At 41.7% G+C, this 19087-nt stretch carries 19 protein-coding genes and 1 pseudogene; 8 read left to right on the forward strand and 12 right to left on the reverse strand.

Translation table 11 applies throughout. The features are described from left to right. Positions 1 to 77: 77 nt before the first annotated feature. Entirely contained in the window at positions 78 to 443 is a 366-nt protein-coding gene (locus tag ACFWMP_RS07700) for a winged helix-turn-helix transcriptional regulator (RefSeq protein WP_379423554.1), read from the forward strand. Between the two features lie 1050 nt (positions 444 to 1493). On the opposite strand, the gene sigK is transcribed toward ACFWMP_RS07700, so the two are convergent. Further along, positions 1494 to 2195, reverse strand: a complete 702-nt coding sequence (gene sigK, locus ACFWMP_RS07705; RefSeq protein ID WP_042125228.1) for an RNA polymerase sporulation sigma factor SigK — start codon at positions 2193 to 2195, stop codon at positions 1494 to 1496. 481 nt (positions 2196 to 2676) lie between these two features. Here sigK and nrdI point away from each other — a divergent pair, with 481 nt between their 5' ends. The 3 genes from nrdI to nrdF are packed head-to-tail and all read left to right on the forward strand — an operon-like array spanning position 2677 to position 6107. Then, positions 2677 to 3036, forward strand: a complete 360-nt coding sequence (gene nrdI, locus ACFWMP_RS07710; protein ID WP_042185827.1) for a class Ib ribonucleoside-diphosphate reductase assembly flavoprotein NrdI — start codon at positions 2677 to 2679, stop codon at positions 3034 to 3036. Further along, entirely contained in the window at positions 3023 to 5107 is a 2085-nt protein-coding gene (gene nrdE / locus ACFWMP_RS07715; RefSeq protein WP_379422879.1) for a class 1b ribonucleoside-diphosphate reductase subunit alpha, read from the forward strand. Before nrdI ends, nrdE begins: the two co-directional genes overlap by 14 nt. Positions 5108 to 5147: 40 nt before the next feature. Continuing rightward, the gene (gene nrdF / locus ACFWMP_RS07720) at positions 5148 to 6107 is read left to right on the forward strand and encodes a class 1b ribonucleoside-diphosphate reductase subunit beta (protein WP_042185822.1); all 960 of its coding nucleotides are present in this window, start codon (positions 5148 to 5150) and stop codon (positions 6105 to 6107) included. A 64-nt stretch (positions 6108 to 6171) separates the two neighbouring features. Here the strand turns inward: nrdF and ACFWMP_RS07725 are convergent, their stop codons facing one another. The 5 genes from ACFWMP_RS07725 to ACFWMP_RS07745 all read right to left on the reverse strand — a co-directional run bounded on the left by ACFWMP_RS07725 (position 6172) and on the right by ACFWMP_RS07745 (position 11045). Beyond that, positions 6172 to 6531: a hypothetical protein gene (locus tag ACFWMP_RS07725; protein ID WP_042185820.1), complete on the reverse strand. Its 360-nt coding sequence runs from the start codon at positions 6529 to 6531 to the stop codon at positions 6172 to 6174. A gap of 467 nt (positions 6532 to 6998) precedes the next feature. Continuing rightward, positions 6999 to 7772, reverse strand: coding sequence for an SDR family NAD(P)-dependent oxidoreductase (locus ACFWMP_RS07730; protein WP_042185818.1), 774 nt, complete (start codon positions 7770 to 7772; stop codon positions 6999 to 7001). A gap of 302 nt (positions 7773 to 8074) precedes the next feature. Further along, positions 8075 to 8305 carry a hypothetical protein gene (locus ACFWMP_RS07735; RefSeq protein ID WP_379422882.1) on the reverse strand — a complete coding sequence of 77 codons (231 nt, stop codon included), beginning with the start codon at positions 8303 to 8305 and terminating at the stop codon, positions 8075 to 8077. Positions 8306 to 8310: 5 nt separating this feature from the next. Continuing rightward, positions 8311 to 9534, reverse strand: coding sequence for a Ger(x)C family spore germination protein (locus tag ACFWMP_RS07740; RefSeq protein ID WP_379422884.1), 1224 nt, complete (start codon positions 9532 to 9534; stop codon positions 8311 to 8313). Then, positions 9531 to 11045 carry a spore germination protein gene (locus tag ACFWMP_RS07745; RefSeq protein WP_379422886.1) on the reverse strand — a complete coding sequence of 505 codons (1515 nt, stop codon included), beginning with the start codon at positions 11043 to 11045 and terminating at the stop codon, positions 9531 to 9533. The genes ACFWMP_RS07740 and ACFWMP_RS07745 overlap by 4 nt, the downstream gene beginning before the upstream one ends. 144 nt (positions 11046 to 11189) lie before the next feature. Between ACFWMP_RS07745 and ACFWMP_RS07750 the strand changes: the two genes are divergently transcribed. Continuing rightward, positions 11190 to 12293, forward strand: coding sequence for a GerAB/ArcD/ProY family transporter (locus ACFWMP_RS07750; RefSeq protein ID WP_379422888.1), 1104 nt, complete (start codon positions 11190 to 11192; stop codon positions 12291 to 12293). A gap of 79 nt (positions 12294 to 12372) precedes the next feature. Here the strand turns inward: ACFWMP_RS07750 and ACFWMP_RS07755 are convergent, their stop codons facing one another. Then, positions 12373 to 12786 (reverse strand): zinc ribbon domain-containing protein, encoded by a 414-nt coding sequence (locus tag ACFWMP_RS07755; RefSeq protein ID WP_076286297.1) that lies wholly within the window; start codon positions 12784 to 12786, stop codon positions 12373 to 12375. Between the two features lie 287 nt (positions 12787 to 13073). On the opposite strand from ACFWMP_RS07755, the gene ACFWMP_RS07760 reads away from it, so the two are divergent. Both ACFWMP_RS07760 and ACFWMP_RS07765 read left to right on the forward strand, forming a co-directional pair. Further along, on the forward strand, positions 13074 to 13292 hold the full coding sequence (locus ACFWMP_RS07760; protein WP_042185808.1) for a PspC domain-containing protein: 219 nt from the start codon (positions 13074 to 13076) through the stop codon (positions 13290 to 13292). 47 nt (positions 13293 to 13339) lie between these two features. Beyond that, positions 13340 to 14017 carry a PspA/IM30 family protein gene (locus ACFWMP_RS07765; protein WP_379422891.1) on the forward strand — a complete coding sequence of 226 codons (678 nt, stop codon included), beginning with the start codon at positions 13340 to 13342 and terminating at the stop codon, positions 14015 to 14017. Between the two features lie 36 nt (positions 14018 to 14053). Here the strand turns inward: ACFWMP_RS07765 and ACFWMP_RS07770 are convergent, their stop codons facing one another. The 4 genes and pseudogenes from ACFWMP_RS07770 to ACFWMP_RS07785 form a co-directional block, all read right to left on the reverse strand. After that, a complete protein-coding gene (locus ACFWMP_RS07770) occupies positions 14054 to 14758 on the reverse strand; it encodes a DNA alkylation repair protein (RefSeq protein ID WP_076286299.1) in 705 nt (234 codons plus the stop codon). Between the two features lie 22 nt (positions 14759 to 14780). Then, positions 14781 to 15398, reverse strand: coding sequence for a DNA-3-methyladenine glycosylase family protein (locus ACFWMP_RS07775; protein WP_339245914.1), 618 nt, complete (start codon positions 15396 to 15398; stop codon positions 14781 to 14783). A gap of 179 nt (positions 15399 to 15577) precedes the next feature. Continuing rightward, the gene (locus ACFWMP_RS07780; protein WP_042193439.1) at positions 15578 to 16273 is read right to left on the reverse strand and encodes a vWA domain-containing protein; all 696 of its coding nucleotides are present in this window, start codon (positions 16271 to 16273) and stop codon (positions 15578 to 15580) included. An 87-nt stretch (positions 16274 to 16360) separates the two neighbouring features. Next, positions 16361 to 16879 (reverse strand): annotated as a pseudogene (locus tag ACFWMP_RS07785) (TerD family protein); the annotation flags it as partial. A 113-nt stretch (positions 16880 to 16992) separates the two neighbouring features. On the opposite strand from ACFWMP_RS07785, the gene ACFWMP_RS07790 reads away from it, so the two are divergent. Next, positions 16993 to 17631 (forward strand): 3'-5' exonuclease, encoded by a 639-nt coding sequence (locus tag ACFWMP_RS07790; protein WP_076286301.1) that lies wholly within the window; start codon positions 16993 to 16995, stop codon positions 17629 to 17631. A 385-nt stretch (positions 17632 to 18016) separates the two neighbouring features. Here the strand turns inward: ACFWMP_RS07790 and ACFWMP_RS07795 are convergent, their stop codons facing one another. Further along, positions 18017 to 18973: a 3'-5' exoribonuclease YhaM family protein gene (locus ACFWMP_RS07795; RefSeq protein WP_042185798.1), complete on the reverse strand. Its 957-nt coding sequence runs from the start codon at positions 18971 to 18973 to the stop codon at positions 18017 to 18019. Positions 18974 to 19087 lie beyond the last annotated feature (114 nt).

A 19087-nucleotide genomic window follows, 5' to 3' on the forward strand; every position in this document is an offset into this window, starting at 1 on the left:
ACTCTAATTTTTGAAGTAGGCAATAAAAATTGCTGTAGTACACTTTTTCGTACTATAGAGAACATAAAGGTGATATGATGGCTAGAATTTGTAAGGATGGCTATGAATTTGAAAAGGATTTTATTAAAGAAAATAGAGAAGTCTACGGAATTTCTTATACTCAAAGTATTCTATCGGGTCGTTGGAAATGTCTCATCCTTTGGTTTCTAAAATCAAAAGAATATCGTTACAATGAAATTAAAGCTTTTTTATGGGATATTTCACAAGGCTCACTTACAAAACAACTTCGAGAGCTAGAAGCTGATGGTTTAATTGAACGTAATGTGTTTCCAGAGGTACCTCCACGCGTCGAATATTCATTAACACCAAAAGGGAAGGAATTTATTCCCATACTTGATTTGATGGGGGATTTAGGGAATAAATACGGAGAAAAAATAGAATAATAAGCCTGAATAAACTGCAGACCTTGTATCCATAAAATTTCTGATGTAACGTAAAAGAGTCGAATTCTTATAAGCAAAGAATTCGACTCTTTTACGTATATATTTTTCCAACATGTTGGCATTTCAATCATAAGCGTGATGGAATAAGCATTTATTAGCTGTATAAAAAACAATATCTTTCAAATAAATATTTTGAGTAAAGCGGGTATAAATCCTTATCAAACTAACTCTCACTGAGAACAATTGCATCACATAGTCAATATAATTCACCTCACACAGGGATTCCTCTGTATTAAGGAATACGCAGTTGTATTTCATAACCCTAGCCATCGCTTGTCGCATTTATAAAGCCAATTGGGTGTATTAAATATTTTTAACATGTTAACCACCCTCTCTATTTCGAAAAAGGCGATAGCTTACTTATTCATATTCAATCTTCTAATTCAAGACTTATTTCAGATTTGACTTTATTCGATTTTTCAAATGATCTATAAAGATTTGTTTAGGTTCAGATGGATCATTTTTTTGTTAACGGCTTTATGAATTGAATCTATTTCTTTAGCAAAATTGTAAACATTGGGGCCAACCCCCAACTTCTCTTTAATGGTTTTTGATGAGAATTTTCATAGCCTTATCTTTCTCATAGCAAATCCAGACATCATTTAAAGTATTCTTCTGAACACCACTTTATCTTTATTTTTCTACTTTTTCCATGGATTTTAAATAGCTGATTTAAAACAAAAATACGTTGAACTATATCTTCGGCTATAAAAAATTGTCTCTTGCAATAATTTATTTGTGTCTGATATGCACCTTGATATTTCTCATTTTTTTCATATACATGTAACAGTTGAACATGGAGATCATAAATTTCTTAGTATCTCATTGTAGCACTCCTCTAATAGCTAGAAAGTTATTAAACTTCTTGTTCTTATGTACTATTTAAGTAACTTTCCCAACATGATAATGAAAAAGCAACTTTTCCGTAGAAAAGTCGCTTATACACTATCATGCTTCTGCCGATCTAAATTAATTTACTCTATCTTGAATTTATCGCTTCGCCTTATAAAACTCATGATACAACTTCATGAGCGCCCTCTTCTCTATCCGCGAAACATAACTCCGCGAGATCCCCAACTCCTTGGCAATCTCCCGCTGCGTCCTCTCTTCCCCACCTGTATCTAGCCCAAATCGCCCAACGACAACCTCTTTTTCCCTATCATCCAGAATATCAAGATTACGATAAATCTTGCTCTTCTCGATCTTCAAATCCACTTCTTTAATAACATCATCAGCCTCGGAGCCAAGTATATCGATGAGTGTAATTTCGTTACCTTCCTTGTCTGTCCCAATCGGATCGTGCAGAGATACGTCTTTACGTGTTTTCTTCAAGGATCTTAGGTGCATCAGAATTTCATTTTCAATACAACGAGCCGCAAATGTGGCCAGTTTTGTCCCTTTGTTCGGACGATAGCTCTCAATAGCTTTAATCAGGCCGATCGTGCCGATGGAGATCAGATCCTCCATGTCTTCCCCAGTATTATCGAATTTTTTTACTATATGGGCGACAAGTCTCAAATTGTGCTCGATAAGCAAATTTCGGGCTTTAGCATCCCCTTCAGCCATCATGCCTAAGTATTTGCTTTCCTCCTGCTCCGAGAGCGGCTGTGGAAATGCGTTGTTCCTTACGTAGGATACCAGCAACGTCAGTTCTTTGATTAGCAACGCGATCGTACTTAAGAATCCAGGCAACTTGGCGACACCTCCCGCACTTGTACAATGAAACCGATCTGTTAGCCTTACGGGTTCATGGTCATCTTATTGTATGTGGGTAGATGCCTAGAAGTGCATGTACGGGGGAAATTATACAAACCCATTGTTAGTCTCTCCGCTTTAGCTTCATTAATGATCTCATCCATCTGCTCCCAGTTCTGCTCAACGGAGCGACGCTAATTAGTCATGATAAAAATGATGCAGCAAGATCCAGAACGAAAAACAGTACAGCTGCCTTAGCAAACCGCTCCAGCCTGCGTATTTTCGGGATATCAACACTTTAATAGAGCGTTTACTAGACCAGTTTCCAACTAGTTAGGAAGCACTTTTCATGTTGACTTTTCAACATATAGTGATTAAAATAAACAACGCACACTAAATATAGTATGCATATGTTTTTCCAGTATTTATAGCTTATCTATTCAATCTTTACAGTAATATATACAGGGGGAGAGACTCCATGCTAGTCGCATACGATTCAAAAACCGGAAACGTCAAACGCTTCATTGGTAAGCTTAAGCTGCCAGCTGTGCAGATTGAAGAGCATATGACCATTGACGAGCCCTATGTGCTTATTACATATACCACCGGCTTTGGACAGATTCCAGAGAAGGTGTCTACTTTCTTGAAGAACAATTATTCCAATTTGAAAGGCATCGCCGCCAGCGGCAACAAGAACTGGGGCGAGCTGTTCGCGCATAGCGCAGACTTGATTGCAGATCGGTACAATGTACCAGTTATCGGTAAATTTGAGCTGTCGGGCACATTTGGTGATGTGGAACGAATTAAACAGGAGGTGAGCCGAGTTGCGGCATATTGAACTAAACAACATGTTGATGAAGAGAGACGAAAGTGGTTTCTTTCAATTGGATAAAGACCTTGAGGCAGTAGCCGAATTTATGCGGGATGTAGAACGGCGGAGCTTGGTTTTTGAGAATACAAAAGCCAAGGTTGATTATATGATTGAACAGGATTTCTACGAAAATTTTTACGAACAGTACAGCTTGGCTGAGATTGAAGATGTCTACCAAATTACCCATTCTTACAACTTCAGCTTTCCATCCTATATGGCTGCTTCGAAGTTCTATACGGATTACGCTGTAAAAAGCAATGACCGCAAGCAATATCTGGAGCATTATCCGGACCGTGTGGCGGCAGTTGCCCTTCACCTAGGGCGCGGGAACGCCGCTACTGCTGGCATGCTTGCCCGTTCGATGATGGAGCAGCGTCTGCAGCCAGCGACCCCAACCTTCTTAAACGCCGGCAAGAGTCGTCGCGGTGAGCTTGTCTCCTGCTTCCTTATCGAAATGGACGACTCGCTTAATTCGATCAACTATGTGCTCAATACCTGCATGCAGCTCTCGAAGATCGGCGGTGGCGTGGCTGTCAACCTGTCCAAGCTTCGTTCCCGCGGTGAGACAATCAAGGGTGTCGAGGATGCGGCTAAGGGCATTATACCTGTGCTCAAGCTGATGGAGGACGGCTTCTCCTATGCTGACCAGATGGGTCAACGTAAAGGTTCTGGAGCCGCCTACTACAATATTTTTGGATGGGATGTTCTTGAATTTCTCGACAGTAAGAAGATCAACGCCGACGAAAAAACAAGACTCAAAACCCTGTCCATCGGCCTGATCATTCCGAATCACTTCTATAAGCTGGCGAAGGACAATGAACCGCTCCATGTATTTGCCCCTTACAGTGTGTACAAGGCTTATGGCACGCATCTTGATGACATGGATTTGGATGATATGTACGATAAGCTGCTAGCCGATCCACGTGTCAAAAAGAGAAAGGCCATGAGCGCACGGGATATGCTGACCAAAATCGCCATGATCCAGCTGGAATCTGGCTATCCATATATTATGAACAAGAGCAACGCTAATGCGGCCCATGCCCTGAAAAATGTCGGACAGATCAAAATGTCCAACCTCTGCACAGAAATCTTCCAGCTGCAGGAGACCTCAGAAATTGCTGACTACGGACAGGAAGATACCATCCGCCGTGATGTAAGCTGCAATCTGGCTTCCTTGAACATTGTCAACGTGATGGAGCATGGCAAAATCCGTGAATCGGTACATGAAGGCATGATCGCCTTGACTGCAGTCAGCGATATGACCAGCATCTCTAATGCCCCAGGCGTAGCCAAAGCTAACAAAGAGATGCACTCCGTCGGTCTCGGCGTCATGAATCTGCACGGCTATCTGGCCAAGAACAAGATCGCTTATGAAAGCGAACAGGCTCGCGATTTTGCCCGGACCTTCTTCATGACCATGAACTACCATTCACTGGAGAAAAGCATGGAGATCGCTGCTGCAACCGGCCGGTCTTTCCATGGATTTGAGGCTTCTGATTATGCTACAGGAGCTTATTTTGAGCGTTACCTGACTACGGATTACCGCCCTGTAACGCCAAGAGTACAAGAGTTGTTCGGAGATATTTTCATCCCATCCCCTACGGACTGGGAACAACTGCGGGATGCAGTAAAAGCAAATGGCTTGTACCATGCTTACCGTTTAGCAATTGCGCCAACAGCCAGCATTTCCTATATTCAAAATGCTACTTCAAGCGTTATGCCTATTGTAGAGCAGATTGAGACACGGACTTATGCTAATTCGACGACTTACTATCCGATGCCGTACCTGCGTCCAGACAATGTATTTTTCTATAAATCGGCTTACCAAATGGATCAGTTCAAGGTGATCGATTTGATCGCGGAAATTCAGCCCCATATCGACCAGGGCATCTCGACCGTTCTGCATGTGAACAGTGATGTCTCAACCAGAGAACTGGCCCGTTCCTATCTGTACGCGGCGCATAAAGGCCTGAAGTCGCTGTATTACACCCGGACCAAAAAGCTGTCCGTTGAGGAATGCCTCACCTGCTCGATCTAACTGGAAGGCTAATAGCCGCAGAAAAGGAGATTGCCATATTATGACCGCTATCCAAGCCGTTAACTGGAACCGTCCTGACGACGATTTCTCATTGATGTTCTGGAATCAGAACATTATGCAATTCTGGACGGACGATGAAATTCCATTATCCGATGATAAAATGTCCTGGCTCACGCTCAGTGAGCAAGAAAAGGACTCCTATATGAAGGTACTCGGCGGACTCACACTGCTGGATACGATTCAAGGCGGAGTAGGTATGCCGCAGATTATGGAGCATGTCGAAGGTCTTCAGCGCAAGGCTGTGCTTGGCTTTATGGGCATGATGGAACAGATTCACGCCAAATCGTACAGTAGCATTTTCACCACTTTGTCCTCCACAGAGGAGATTGACAGTGTGTTCCGCTGGGTTGAAGAGAACCCTTATCTGCAGTTCAAGGCAGAGACCATATCACAATATTACAAAAAAATAGATTCACCCAAAGATCTGTACCTTGCCATGGCAGCCTCAGTGCTGCTCGAGAGCTACTTGTTCTACAGTGGCTTCTTCTACCCGCTTTATCTAGCTGGCCAAGGCAAAATGACATGCAGCGGTGAGATCATCGACCTTATTCTGCGGGATGAGAGCATCCATGGCGTATATGTCGGTGTGCTGGCGCAGGAGATCTTTGACGGGCTACCAGATGACGAGCAGCGTGAGCTACACCAGAAGCTGGTAGACCTCCTTAGACTGCTACATGAGAATGAAGAACGTTATACCGAGCAGATCTACGCTCCCATCGGACTGGTGGACGAGGTCAAGACCTTCCTTAGATACAATGCTAACAAAGCCATGATGAATCTGGGGCATGATCCGCTATTCGACGAGGAAGAGATCAACCCGATTGTTCAGAATGGCATCAGTACCCACACCAAGCAGCATGATTTCTTCTCGAAAAAAGGTAACGGATACGTCCGGGCGCTTAACGTGGAGCCGCTGAAAGATGAAGATTTTCAATTTTAAATATAGATAAAGCAAAAAAGTGCGGAGAAAATTCTCCGCACTTTTTGCTAACTGTAAGATTAGATTATTGCAAGCTTTTCAGGTATGTTCTAGCTTCTTCGTAGGTATCGTAAGCATCTGCAAAATCTCTACCAAAAATACGTTTCAATTGCATCTTCCAAATTGGGTTTTTAGTTACATAAGCCCATCCTGCTTGACCAGCTTCACTCGCCATAGCACCTGTAGGGGCTAGCATAGCTGCAACCTCAGGAGTAAGTACACTTTTAGAATCAGTTACATCAGTTGTTCCTGTAAATTTAGGTTTAACAAGCTTCATGATATTTTCAAAATCTTTCAGGTATCCTGGAACATCTTCAGCTGAAAAATCAATAGATACTACATCGATATGGTTCTCATTTTGGTTGTACTTAATTGTGTATGACATAATTATTTTTCCTCCAAGTTTTAACGTTATTTTTTTAATAATAGAGATGAAATGTATGTAACTTCACAGACAAAAAATACCCACCCCATGCTTTTTCAGGGCGACGACATCTACTTCCTGTATCGTTTTTATAACAACACCCTTTCTAGAATATTAACTAATACATATTACCTATATTATTATCGACAAATTTCTTTTTTTATTTATATTAAAATACAAATTTCTACAAATTCCAACATATCCATGGTCATATTTTCCTTAATTCATTCATTTTTGTGTATCTACTGTCTCTTGCAGCCATTCATTTTGCCAACATACGAAGAATCTATTTTTTTAGACAACTAAAAAAGGCTCTGCGTGCGACTTCCGATTCCAATCCAGTCATCCTTCAGGTTTTTGGAATCAGAATACGCCGCAAAGCCTTTAATAATATATATTAGTTGTTATATAAGTAAATCAATCCGTGATTACTTTGTTGCGGAATAGCCCCCGTCAATCACATGTGCTGTACCTGTAATAAACGAAGCCTCATCACTTAGTAGGAAGCATGCAAACGCAGCTACTTCCTCAGGCGTACCGTATCTACCCAGAGCCGTTCCAGAAGCGATAAGAGATTGAAGCATCTCTACATCATCAGACAACAGCTTTTCATATCTGTTCATGGTTGGTGTAGGGATAGGTCCTGGGCAAAGGGCATTTACTCTAATGTTACGGTGACCCACTTCTTTGGCAACCGATTTAGTCATCCCCACAATAGCATGTTTACTTGCTGAATAAGCTGCATCATTGGCCATCCCGATAAAAATACCATGCAAAGAGGAGCAGTTTAGAACGGAAGCTCCAGATTTCATATGAGGTAATGTATAATGCAACATGTAGAATTGGCTAGTGAGATTTGTCTGAATCACTTTTTGAAACAACAACGGATCATAGTCTATAACATCCGTATTGTCTCCTGTAATTGCTGAGTTATTATATAGGCAATCAATTTTTCCATAAGCCGCTAATGTTTGATCTACGATATTTTTGCAGTCTGCTTCGAGAGAAACATCTGACCGAACAAACATCGCTTCCCCACCTAGAGCCTTAATTTCCTCAACTGTGTTAGCGCCGGCATCTGATCGATTGGCAACTACTACAATACCGCCCTCTCTTGCTACTCTTAAGGCTGTAGCTTTTCCGATTCCGGTACCTGCACCTGTAATAATAACTACTTTGTTCTCAAATCTGTTGCTACTCATATGCGCACCACTTTCTTATGTCTTTTTCAGGAGGAGGATTCGAACCTCATAGACCCTAATATCGCCTGATGCAATATGGATTGGAACATTTTTGCAGAAAAATCGACAAAATTATCCTCTATATGACAACTTTATTGTATTTAATTGTATATAGCAATGAATATTTTAATCTGTTTTTACAACAATTGAGAATTTGGTTTTGATCGTCATAAAAAAATACCCCTTAGAATTTCATCAGATAAACCAGAAGTTTTATCCGATGCTTATTCTAAGGGGTTTGATAATTTGTAAATCCGTCGTTGTTAATGAAACCACACTCCAAATAAATTATTTATTGGCTTATAGATAAGAATAATCAGAAACAGAGGACTCGGAATGTTCAATTTTAACAACGCACATACGGTCGCGCCAAGTCCCAAAATCCAAAATATAAAATATACGCTAAGATCACGTACTCGGCGCTTTCGCATTAATTTAGGCAAATCAAGTGCCATACAACCTAAAGCAAGCGCCAAAAAAAACAATAACACCATTAGACTCACTCCTTGATTTTTTCAAGAAAAGAATTATCAGTTAGACCTACGCGGTTAATAACTACTGAGGCACTATAATGGATGGGCAATGATTTAAGGTAATCGTCGCCCTTTTTTTGCTGTAGCTTTGTCCAAGCTTTAGGACTGGCATGGTAGATCGATTGTCCAAATCCCATAATATCAACATTGAAGCGATTAGTTACTTGCTCCACAGTGTTTTGCATCCGCTCTATAATCCGTTCCTCTGTTTCCTTTTCCAAACGTTTTATGGTGCTTTCCGATTCCAAATTTTCTGTACTTTGCACTTCTTCAATGTTGCAAAGCGTCTTAACGTCAAGGTAAATATGCGGCTCCCCATCAATAATTTTCACTTTGCGTTTGGTTGAAGCCTGGATCGCTTCGATAACAATAGGCTTTTCGTCTTCCCCTGCTATCGCGCCAGAATGTGAGGTTACCTTATCATTGATATAATTGTAACCAATCGTTTCACCCTCGTTTAGCCAACCGATCAGTTTGTCTTTTTTGAACACAGCTACAGTATGGTATTCCAATCTCGCCTTAGGCATTGTTCGCTCTACATTGCTTTTATCTCCCCCCTCTTTGGGATCTCCCATAACTTCCACTCCGGTCAGTACAGGATGTTCACCTTCAGCCAATAAATTTTCAATAAAATCATCCAGCGTGACAGCGACTGTTTTTGCTGAATCTTTATAAGAATTATCTAGGGAACTAAATAATTTGTTCGCTGGTAATTTATCCATAGGTGTAAGGACATTCAAGACATCGCTGGCGGTTGTATCTCTGGCAACCATGACGTAGAAATCCATTCGAGCTTCCCGACTTCTTTTAAATACGTCGAGTATCTCGCCCACTCCGGAGCGTGCAAGTTCCTCTCCAATCACTAACACCCGGATATGACCAAGATAACTCGTCCTGGAACTATCCAAATTCAACATACGTTGTGCATCATAAAACGTAGGTACCGTAAATTTATAAACAACCACTGGGACTCCAGTGCCTCCCCCTCCTCCATTCGATTGTGAGGAAATCGCAGATGGAATAACGACTTGCATCGAAACTGTATAACCAGTTTCAGCCTTGTCGATCCCTATCCCCAGGACAAAGGCTACCTCATTTAGCTCCTTTCTTTCCCAACAGCCACTTAGCACTAAAGTAAATTGGAGAGCTATCATCAATCGGAGAGCGCCTCTAACTAATTTTTTATTCATTGTGTCGATTCCTCATCACTGGATGTGCTTTGACGAAATAGGTTCTGCGTCTTGTTCTCAGCAGGTCTTGTCTTTAAAAAAGGCCACGGAAAGCGAAAGATAGAGTCTTTTAAGTCTTTTGAATTATAAGGTCCGAGCGGACTCATATAAGGCATTCCGAAAGAACGCAAACTCGACAAATGCAGTACAATGATAAAAATACCGAATAGAATTCCATATAATCCGATAAATCCGGCTAAAGCTATAAGCACAAAACGGATCATCCGCGCAGCTATTGACATTCCTGTCTCCGGAATAACAAAGCTAGAAATGGCTGTAAGCGATACAATAATGACCATTGCAGATGAAATAAAACCCGCTGCAACCGCTGCTTGTCCAATCACCAACGTTCCGACAATGGAAATTGCCTGTCCAATATTTTTAGGTATCCGCACCCCGGCCTCCCGCAAAATCTCATAAGTCATTTCCATGATCAGCGCCTCGACAAAAGCAGGAAAAGGGACACTTTCCCGCTGGGCAGCTAAACTAATTACAAGATTGGTCGGTATCATCTCCTGATGATACGTAGTAATCGCAACATACAATGAAGGTGCAAGCAAAGTGATAAAAAACGAAATAAAACGAACTAATCTCAGCAATGTTCCAATATCGGCCCTTTGGTAATAATCCTCAGCAGACTGAAAAAATGCTACAAAAAATGTGGGTACCAAAAGTACAAAAGGAGTTCCATCAACAATAATGGCCACTTTCCCTTCCAAAATACCTGCTGCAATCGTATCTGGACGATCACTGTTGTATACGGTAGGAAATGGTGTAAATACCGTCTCTTGAATAAATTCTTCAATATATCCACTCTCGAGAATACTGTCCGTATCAATTTTATTCAGACGGCGTTTTACTTCTTGCACCAACTCCTTATTCGCGATGTTGCTTAGATACATAATGGATACGCTGGTTTGAGTTACCCTTCCGATCTGAACGGTTTCCAGCCATAAATGGCTATCTTTTATTTTCCGCCGAACCAGTGCCGTATTCGTCCGTAAATTCTCAGTGAATCCTTCCATTGGACCTCGAACAACCGATTGGGAACTGGGCTCCCCTACATTGCGATCTTCCCAGCCTGGTAAGCCGATTCGGAGAGCGGTGGATGTCCCATCGAGCAGCAGCATTACACTACCGGACAGCAATTCGTGTACGAATTGGCTGTAATCAACGATAACGGTTAGATCACCGGCTATTAATATCTGTTTCTTAATAATCTCAATCTTCTGCTCGGGCTCAAGCTTTCCCAGCTGTTCATAAGGAATATGTTCCTGCAAAGAATACAAAATTGAATTATGCAGTACCTGAGTATCCACAAGACCATCTATGTAAATCAAAGAAATATTAGTATTTTCTTCTATCTGCAACTCTTTTATCACTACATCAGAACTTCCGCCCAGCAATCCGTTCAACTGATCAATATTGGTTTTCAATCGCTTTGATAGTGTACCCGTCTCCGAACTTTTCACGATGTAGCCTCCACTTCACTTAGATTAATGAGTATAGTTTGATGTTAATTTTGATAATTATTCCTTTCTGATTAAAATTCGGAATGGCATAATTCTGGTAACTACAACCATACTAAAACTAGTCCAATAAATTTGAGGGGGTATATGCATTTGGAGAAAGATCGAATTAGTACCAATCAAATGATTATACTCGGGCTATTCACATTTATTGGGGATATGGCGCTTGTATATCCAGCGTTAATGATATCAGGAGCGAAACAAGATGCATGGATTGCTGCTTTGATTAGTATTCCCTTGGGCCTAGCGACCATAAAACTGTTGCTCTGCTTAGCAGACATTGAACCAAACAAGAATATTATCGAGCTTAGCCTACAAATTCTAGGAAAATGGGCCGGAACTGCTGTAGCCTTGTTCTATTTAGTGTTCTTCCTGATTGCCGCTTCCACTTACATAAGAGAAATTGAAGATTTCATGTGTACACAGATTTACGAGAAGACACCCGGTGGGGTTATCCGTTTTATGGCCATTTTCCTGCTGGTATATGGTGTACGACTGGGTCTGGAAACATTGGGACGGGCAGCTCAGCTTTTTTTCCCTTTGTTTGCAATTTTTTTGATCGGTCTGCTGCTTCTGCTGACTCCCGATGTCAAAATGGAACGTTTATACCCCATTATGAACACACCAGTACCGGACATGCTCCATACTTTGATGTATGGTGTTTTTTATCCTTTTGGTGAATTATGCGTGTTTCTTATGGTATATCCTTATGCTCAGAAGAATAGCAAAACAAGCCGGGATATTTTCATAGCCCTGATCATCGGAGCTCTCGGACTTAACCTCATCTTATTTTTTTCCCTTACCGTTCTTGGTGTTTACGCTTCTGAACATCAATTTTATGCCGCATATATTCTTGCTCAAAAAATTAATATTGCTAATTCTCTACAACGTATCGAAGCGCTTATGGCTACAGCATGGATTATCAGCACGTACTTTAAAACAGCCATTTATTACTATGCTTTAACATTAGGTACAGCCCAATTATTTAAACTCAAAAGCCACCGTCCTCTGATCCTACCCACTGGATTTTTGTTATTTGGTATGTCACAACTGATTGCCAAAGACATCATTTTTTATGTAAAGGAAATCCCCACCTACTGGGTAGATTGGGATTTCACCTGTGCATTTGTTCTGCCGCTTATGTTGCTAATTGTGTATTATTTAAAAAAACGTTTTGCTGCCAAGGTTTAAACGACTTCTCTCCTAAAAATAAAAAAAGGACAGCTATTAAGCTGTCCTTTTGTTCATGAATTTCTTACATGCAGTAGCTTTATTCCTTCTTATCCAAAGTAATCGACGATGGTGTTACATCACGAATTGGCTCTTGAGCCACTTCAAAAGTTGATCCGCAACTCGGACAAAAGCGAGCCTCGATTGCCACATTGCCACCGCACGCTTTACACTGCTTCACATCAGACAACCCCGCAATTTGTTGCAGATTAACCTCAATCTCCGATTTCAGTTCAAGAATACGGGAAATATTCTTCTCGATCTGCTCACTCGGCAATGGTCCTGCTCCTTGTGTTACAGCTTCAAACAACAGTTTACCCATTACCTGATACTGCTGGTCAATGTCATTCTGCTTGCTGTTGTTCTGTAATTTCAAACGATTGATCTCCACCACTGTCTTTGCTTTATTGCCAGCCTCGCTCACGCCTGCCTTTACCTTGTTAAAAAAGCTCATGTTCAGCCCCCTATTCCGTAGTAGTCATATATAAGCATATTTCGACACCACCACAAGTATTCCTCTCTTTATTGTACCTAACTTCAACCGGGATTTGTAGTTCATCCACAATCATGAACTTATTTCCCCCGCCTTCCTGCGGGAACGAACCTCGACTCAGGTCTGGTATATAAAACCGCCTTCAGGCCGTTTTGCCGCATTTAAAAAGACTATACAATGAGTACATAAGCAAGCGGGTTGCAAGATTTAAACACAATTACCCCCATTAGAGAGGATGACAATAATAAATGAAAAAATTATATCGTTCCAGAAGTGACCAGAAGATTAGTGGTGTATGCGGAGGTCTTGCCAGTTGGTCAGGCATCGATGCCACAATTCTCCGTCTCGTAACTGTTGCCGCAGCACTTTTCAGCTTCGGTACCGTACTTATCTTTTACTTTATCGCCAGCATCATCGTCCCTAAAGAACCTTTTGGCAGCTTTTCGGATGGACATGATTTCTATTAACAGATCGTCCTTTCATACCAATCAAACATACTAAGGAGAGATATAATATGAGTTTATTTAAAAGAATTTCCACCCTTACTAAAGCTGCCCTACACGAAGGTCTGAACAAATTAGAAAACCCAGTGCTACTGACGGGTCAGTATCTACGCGATCTTGAGAACGAAATAGCTACGGCAGAACGCAATGAGCGGGATTTAAAAGTTACAGCGAGTGTATTGGAACGCCGTAAGCAAGAATATACTCAGCTGATAGAGCAGAGCGAAGCTGAAGCCGTTCAGGCGGTTGAGCAAGGAAATGAAGAAAGAGCACGCCTTGCACTCATGGCCAAGCTGCGGTATACAGAACAGCTGGATGAGAGTATCAATAGTCAGGCACAAACTCAGCAATCCCTGGCAGAGCTGGAGATCAACATCGCTAGAGCTAAAGAAGAGCGCGAACATCTTAAAGCGAAAAGAACTGAGCTTATCGCTCGTGCCCAGCAAGCTACAGAAACACTAAGCTCGGCTCCTCATAGCAACAGTGTAAAAGGACCGAATGTGGGTACCGCTTCACGTGGCTTCGAACGAATGGAAGAGAAAATTTTCGAGTGGGAAGCATTGGCGGAAAACTCCAAGTATAAATCCAACTCAAGTGCAGGCTCGTCTATTGATCCCAACCTACGTAGTGCTGTTGATGATGAAATTGAACGTATCCGCAACCGGAAAATCAATACCGACAAAAAATAAATATAATAACAGGTCCCTTATTTCTCAGCTACTGAGCTATATAAGGGGCTTGTTTTTTCTGTTCCTCTTCATCCCGCGAATCATTTTTTTCGATTCCGGATCTACTCGGTAAGACTCTGTGATTTTCTGCAAAGCTTTGTTATAGGTGAAATCATCTAAAGTGTTAGTTCTCAAATAATCTATCGTAGCCGCAGGCAGCTTCACATAACACATCGATAGCGCCCAAGAAACCGCCATTTTCACATAATACCCCTCATGTCTGACCTTATCGAGTAGTTGTAGAATCCGACTGATGTACGCTTCTTCAATAAAGAAATTAAGCATCATTACTACCGCAAATCGAATCTCATATTCTTTGTCAGATAACAGATACGGCACTATAAAGTCCCACATCTGCTCTTTATTCTTCAAGGTAAACTTCAGCCCTGTGCAAAAGCTATCACATACCGACCAGTTATCGATTTTAGGAATAAAGTCCGCAATATAATGCAGAATTTCTTCAGGATCTGCCTTCACATAACCAAGTACCATACCTTGCAGCATTACCTCTTCAAAAAAATCAGAGTCGGCGTGCTCCAAATAGGCTCTCCAGTCACCCTTTGCAATGGTTTTGGCGAGTTTACGCAGCTCCGGTAGCCTGACTCCTATCACATTATCGATCGTCGGAAGTAAAGCCGCAGAAAACTTCTGGTAGTCCGCATCTGCCAACTCCACTAGCTGTTCCTTTATTGTTTTGTCCACTATAGTGCTCCCTACGTATTAATTATTGAAATGAAATCTCCCATAAATATATGGAAGCTACCGAACCATGTGGTGAGTACCTGAGACGGTATTGTTCGAATTGCTTTTTGGTAAGCGTATCAAGCCCATACAGCTTCATCATGCCGCGACGAATGGCGATATCTCCCCAACTGACTACATCTGGGCGCTCCATACAATTAATTAACATCATCTCTGCTGTCCACTTACCAATACCTTTTAACTTCATGAGTCTTTGAATAACCTCTTGATCGGACAATCCATATAATTCCTCCAGCTTAAACTCTCCATCAGCAATCAGCTTGGAAATGTCATGAATACAAACCGCCTTTTTCATCGTCATACCGCAACCCTGAATCTCATCTGCTGTGTGTATAGCTAGCTGCTGCGGAGTTATTTCTCTGAATTGAACCTGCATTCTTGTCCAGATAGTTCGAACCGCTTTGACTGATATTAGCTGACCTACTATGGCATAGATAAGTGCAGTGAAAAGATCCGGAATAATCACACGTTCCACTTTCCCCATTCGCGCCATCGCCGCACCTAGCACTGGGTCCACACTTCCGAGGTAATCGATTTCTGCTTGCCCATATTCAAAAAATTTAGTGATTACAGCTCCCAAAGTATTTCCTCCCGTATCTGAGCTTAACAATAATATACAACATCTATTTTGCAGTGTACGGATTCTTGAATAGGATAGCAAGATAACGAAACTTGAAAAAGCCACAACACTTCTACTCGGGTAGATGGTTATGGCTCCATGTATAGTGTCCGATTATTCTGTTTAGATTTTTTCATTATTTATGCTCGAATAATTCGCTTTTCCTTTGCTGCTTTTAGCCATGTGGGAAATTCATTTAGTAGCTGATCGTAAAGCTCTTCATCCGTCACTTGTTCAATCCGATCCAGATGAATAAAATTAGCGTTATCCACCAAACGCCCCTTCATGGTATCAAGTTGCATTAAGACTTCGAAATCGGAATTTCCAATCCCTACAAACTGCCAGAAAATCGGTTGAACAGAAGCCGCCATAATCACCTTCTTAGTAGGCTTCACGACACCACCATCGTTGATGAAAATAATAAATACCGGTGTAGAATCCGGCTCTTCTTCTGTGTATTTTTTAATGATATCCTCCATTACTGGTGGTTCATTATTACGGCCAAATTTATGGATTGTATTATTATTCATAATATGTGTAAACACATAACTTCCTAATTCCTGCTCTGTCACAGGTGGTAAGCGACTGAACTCGGTATCGTAGACCCATACATCCAGTGACTGGTTATCATCGAATTTACAGGCAACAGCTAAAATACGCTCTACCACTTCTTGCACTGTCCCATTCGCATAAAGGCTTCTCATCGAGCCTGTAATGTCCAGTACGATTCCTACTCTCGCTGTTACACCAGTCAATTTCTTTTTTTCTAAGGTGATCTGGACAATCTTTTTTCGTAAGTCAATGTTGGATAGCACGTTCTTCTCTTCCGAAAGAATCGGTACTAAAGGAATTGTTAACTCAGGAGTAGCAGCTACCTCATTACTTCCCTCGGCTTCTTCAATATCTAACCCATAGTGGGTGCATAATGCAGCCAATCCCCCATCAAATCCACTAGCAATAGCACTAAATTTCCACTCTGATCCATACCGATAAAGTTCTCCTACTACAATCGCTGTCTCCTTGGAAAGATCAGAACCGTAATCGAAAATGAACAATTCCTCATCACTGTCACCATCTACTAAACGTAGATAAGGAGCAGAGACTTGCTTCATAGAGTGCCCTGATTGTTCTCCTTCATAAATCGTTAATGTTAAAGCTATTCTAGTAATGTCCACAGGAAGCCCGGAGAGCGTTATGACGATAGCTTCTTTATCAACTCCTTGTTGTAAGACTGAGTGACTTACCGCTTCGTCTATAGACACCGGATTTCCGTAAAAGATAAAGTTCTCATCGCGTTCGCAGCGATTCCGATCAGACAACAAAAAGGCAGCCGCATCTATGCTAATCCTAGCATCAGCGGTCATCCAACCAAACTTCAGTTCCAGCTTGTTTACACTTCGCCCTTTCGTGAGATCCACCTTTTGTCCTTTTATAAGCCGCAATCTCTCATCTCCTTATTATTAACTCAACTACTATATGTAACTTGTACTAGATTGTATTTATCATTTTACTACTTTAATATAAATGTATATATGATAGATGAGGAGCTTTACGAATGGACTTTATAGCAATTGACTTTGAAACGGCGAATTCCAGTCGATCCAGCGCCTGTGCTTTGGGACTTGTGGAAGTTAAAGATGGCGTAATCACGGCAGAACATTCTTGGCTGATCGATCCGCAACAGCGGTTTGACGGCATGAACATTTCGATACATGGCATCACCCCCTCCATGGTAATCGGTCAGCCTACTTTCCACGAATTGTGGCCCACCGTTGAACCTTTGCTGCACGGACGAATCGTTGTAGCGCACAATGCCGCTTTTGATATGAGTGTACTGCGGTATTGCCTCGATGGGATGTCCATAAGCTATCCGAGCTTTCAATACTTATGTACTTATTTACTAGGCAAAAAAATGCTGCCCGAGCTTCCCTCTCATAAACTTAATGTAGTCTCCGAGCATTTCGGAATTGAGCTGAAGCACCATGACGCTCTCGATGACGCGCGCGCAGCTGCCTTGGTTCTATTAATGCTTATGGAGCGAGAATCACACCTTGACCCGCTTTTGCTCTCCAGCAGCCAAGGATATACTAGCGGAACAATGTTTGCTGGTGGATACACTCCTTTTTCTGCTCGAAAGAGTAAACCTGCTAAGAAACCTGTGAACAATCAAAGAACGAAAAACTTCTATTTGTAAGAAACTATTAAGTTATTTAGCAAAAAACACCCAACAGGCTCATTACAGCTGGTTGGGTGTTTTGCATAGATGGAGGAATATAGCATACAAGTCGATTCATTCACTACGAAGAAATCTGACCTTGCTGGTCATTATAGGGAATAGCTCCCTGTAATTCTACATTTAAGCTCTATACGACAGAGTTATAGGGAATTTATCCCTATAATTCATAAGGTTCGGGTGTAAATGAAGCATTTCATAAAAATTATAAGGAGAAATTCCGTATAATGACTTCAAATAGACCCTTATCGTGCTAATTATAGGGAAGAATTTCATATATTTTATCAGCGATCGGTGAACATCCCATCGGTTCATCCAGATCACCAACCAAGATCAACACAACACGCTAGATCTTCATCCGATAAACTGCTTTGTTCTCCAGTCCTCTGATGAATGGCGTCCATTCTTCCGTTTCTGGTGTGGTATCCAGCGCATCCTCGACCATCTGCAGCTTCGCATCCATCGCATCAATATGATGCAGCGCTACGGCCTCAGCCGTTTGCGGCTGAACAGGACTGCCCCATTCGCCCAGGTTATGGTGTGATAATACGAGATGCTGTAACGCCAGAACCTTCTCCGAATTCAAATCAATGTCTAAGCGGATGGCCGCTTCTGTAATCCAGTTAGATGCCATCGAGATATGACCAATCAACTTCCCCTGAACGCTATATTCTGAGACAATTCCGAGCTGAGAGATCATCTCCTCCGGCTTCGCGATATCATGCAGAATAATTCCAGCCTTCATTAAATCTGGATTCAGGAACGGACGCTGCTTGCACAGAAAATCCCCGATCTCCAGCATGCGAACCATATGATAAGCAAGTCCGGCAAAATAAGCATGGTGATGCGTTTTGGCAGCCGGATAATGCATCAATTTCTCTTCCACTTTGCTTACACAAAAGGAGACAATCGAGGCAATCTCCGGATCTGTGATGCTTGCCATCACCCCTTTAATCGTATGAATAAGGTCTACTGGACGAATAGGAGCGGAGCGAATAAAATCCGTTAGCGCAACGCCATCCTCATCGTTCACCAATCTGATTTTGGTTACTTTAATTTGCAATTTCTCACGATAAGTGTGCGCAATCCCGCGAACCTTCACCAGTGCCATAGGAAAAAAAGTTTCTTTATCGGTTGTACTGGCATCCCAATATTTCGCGGACAATTGTCCACTGGAATCCCCCAAGACTAGGTCGAAATAATCCTTTGGAGGAGTACCGTTCGTTTGTTTGATCGCTAGCTCTCTTAAGAGATAAAAGCCAACAAATTCATCCTGTGGAGCGAGCTGTTTAATTTGTGTCATGTTGAAGCCTCCTATTAATAACAGGCTTTGTACCTGCTCTCTATATTAAACTTTAGACACTCACGTCCAAAATCCCTTTAAATCACTATACGATCTATTTTCATTTTTATGTAC

The organism is Paenibacillus sp. NPDC058367, from assembly GCF_042723305.1.
Lineage (GTDB): Bacteria > Bacillota > Bacilli > Paenibacillales > Paenibacillaceae > Paenibacillus_AQ.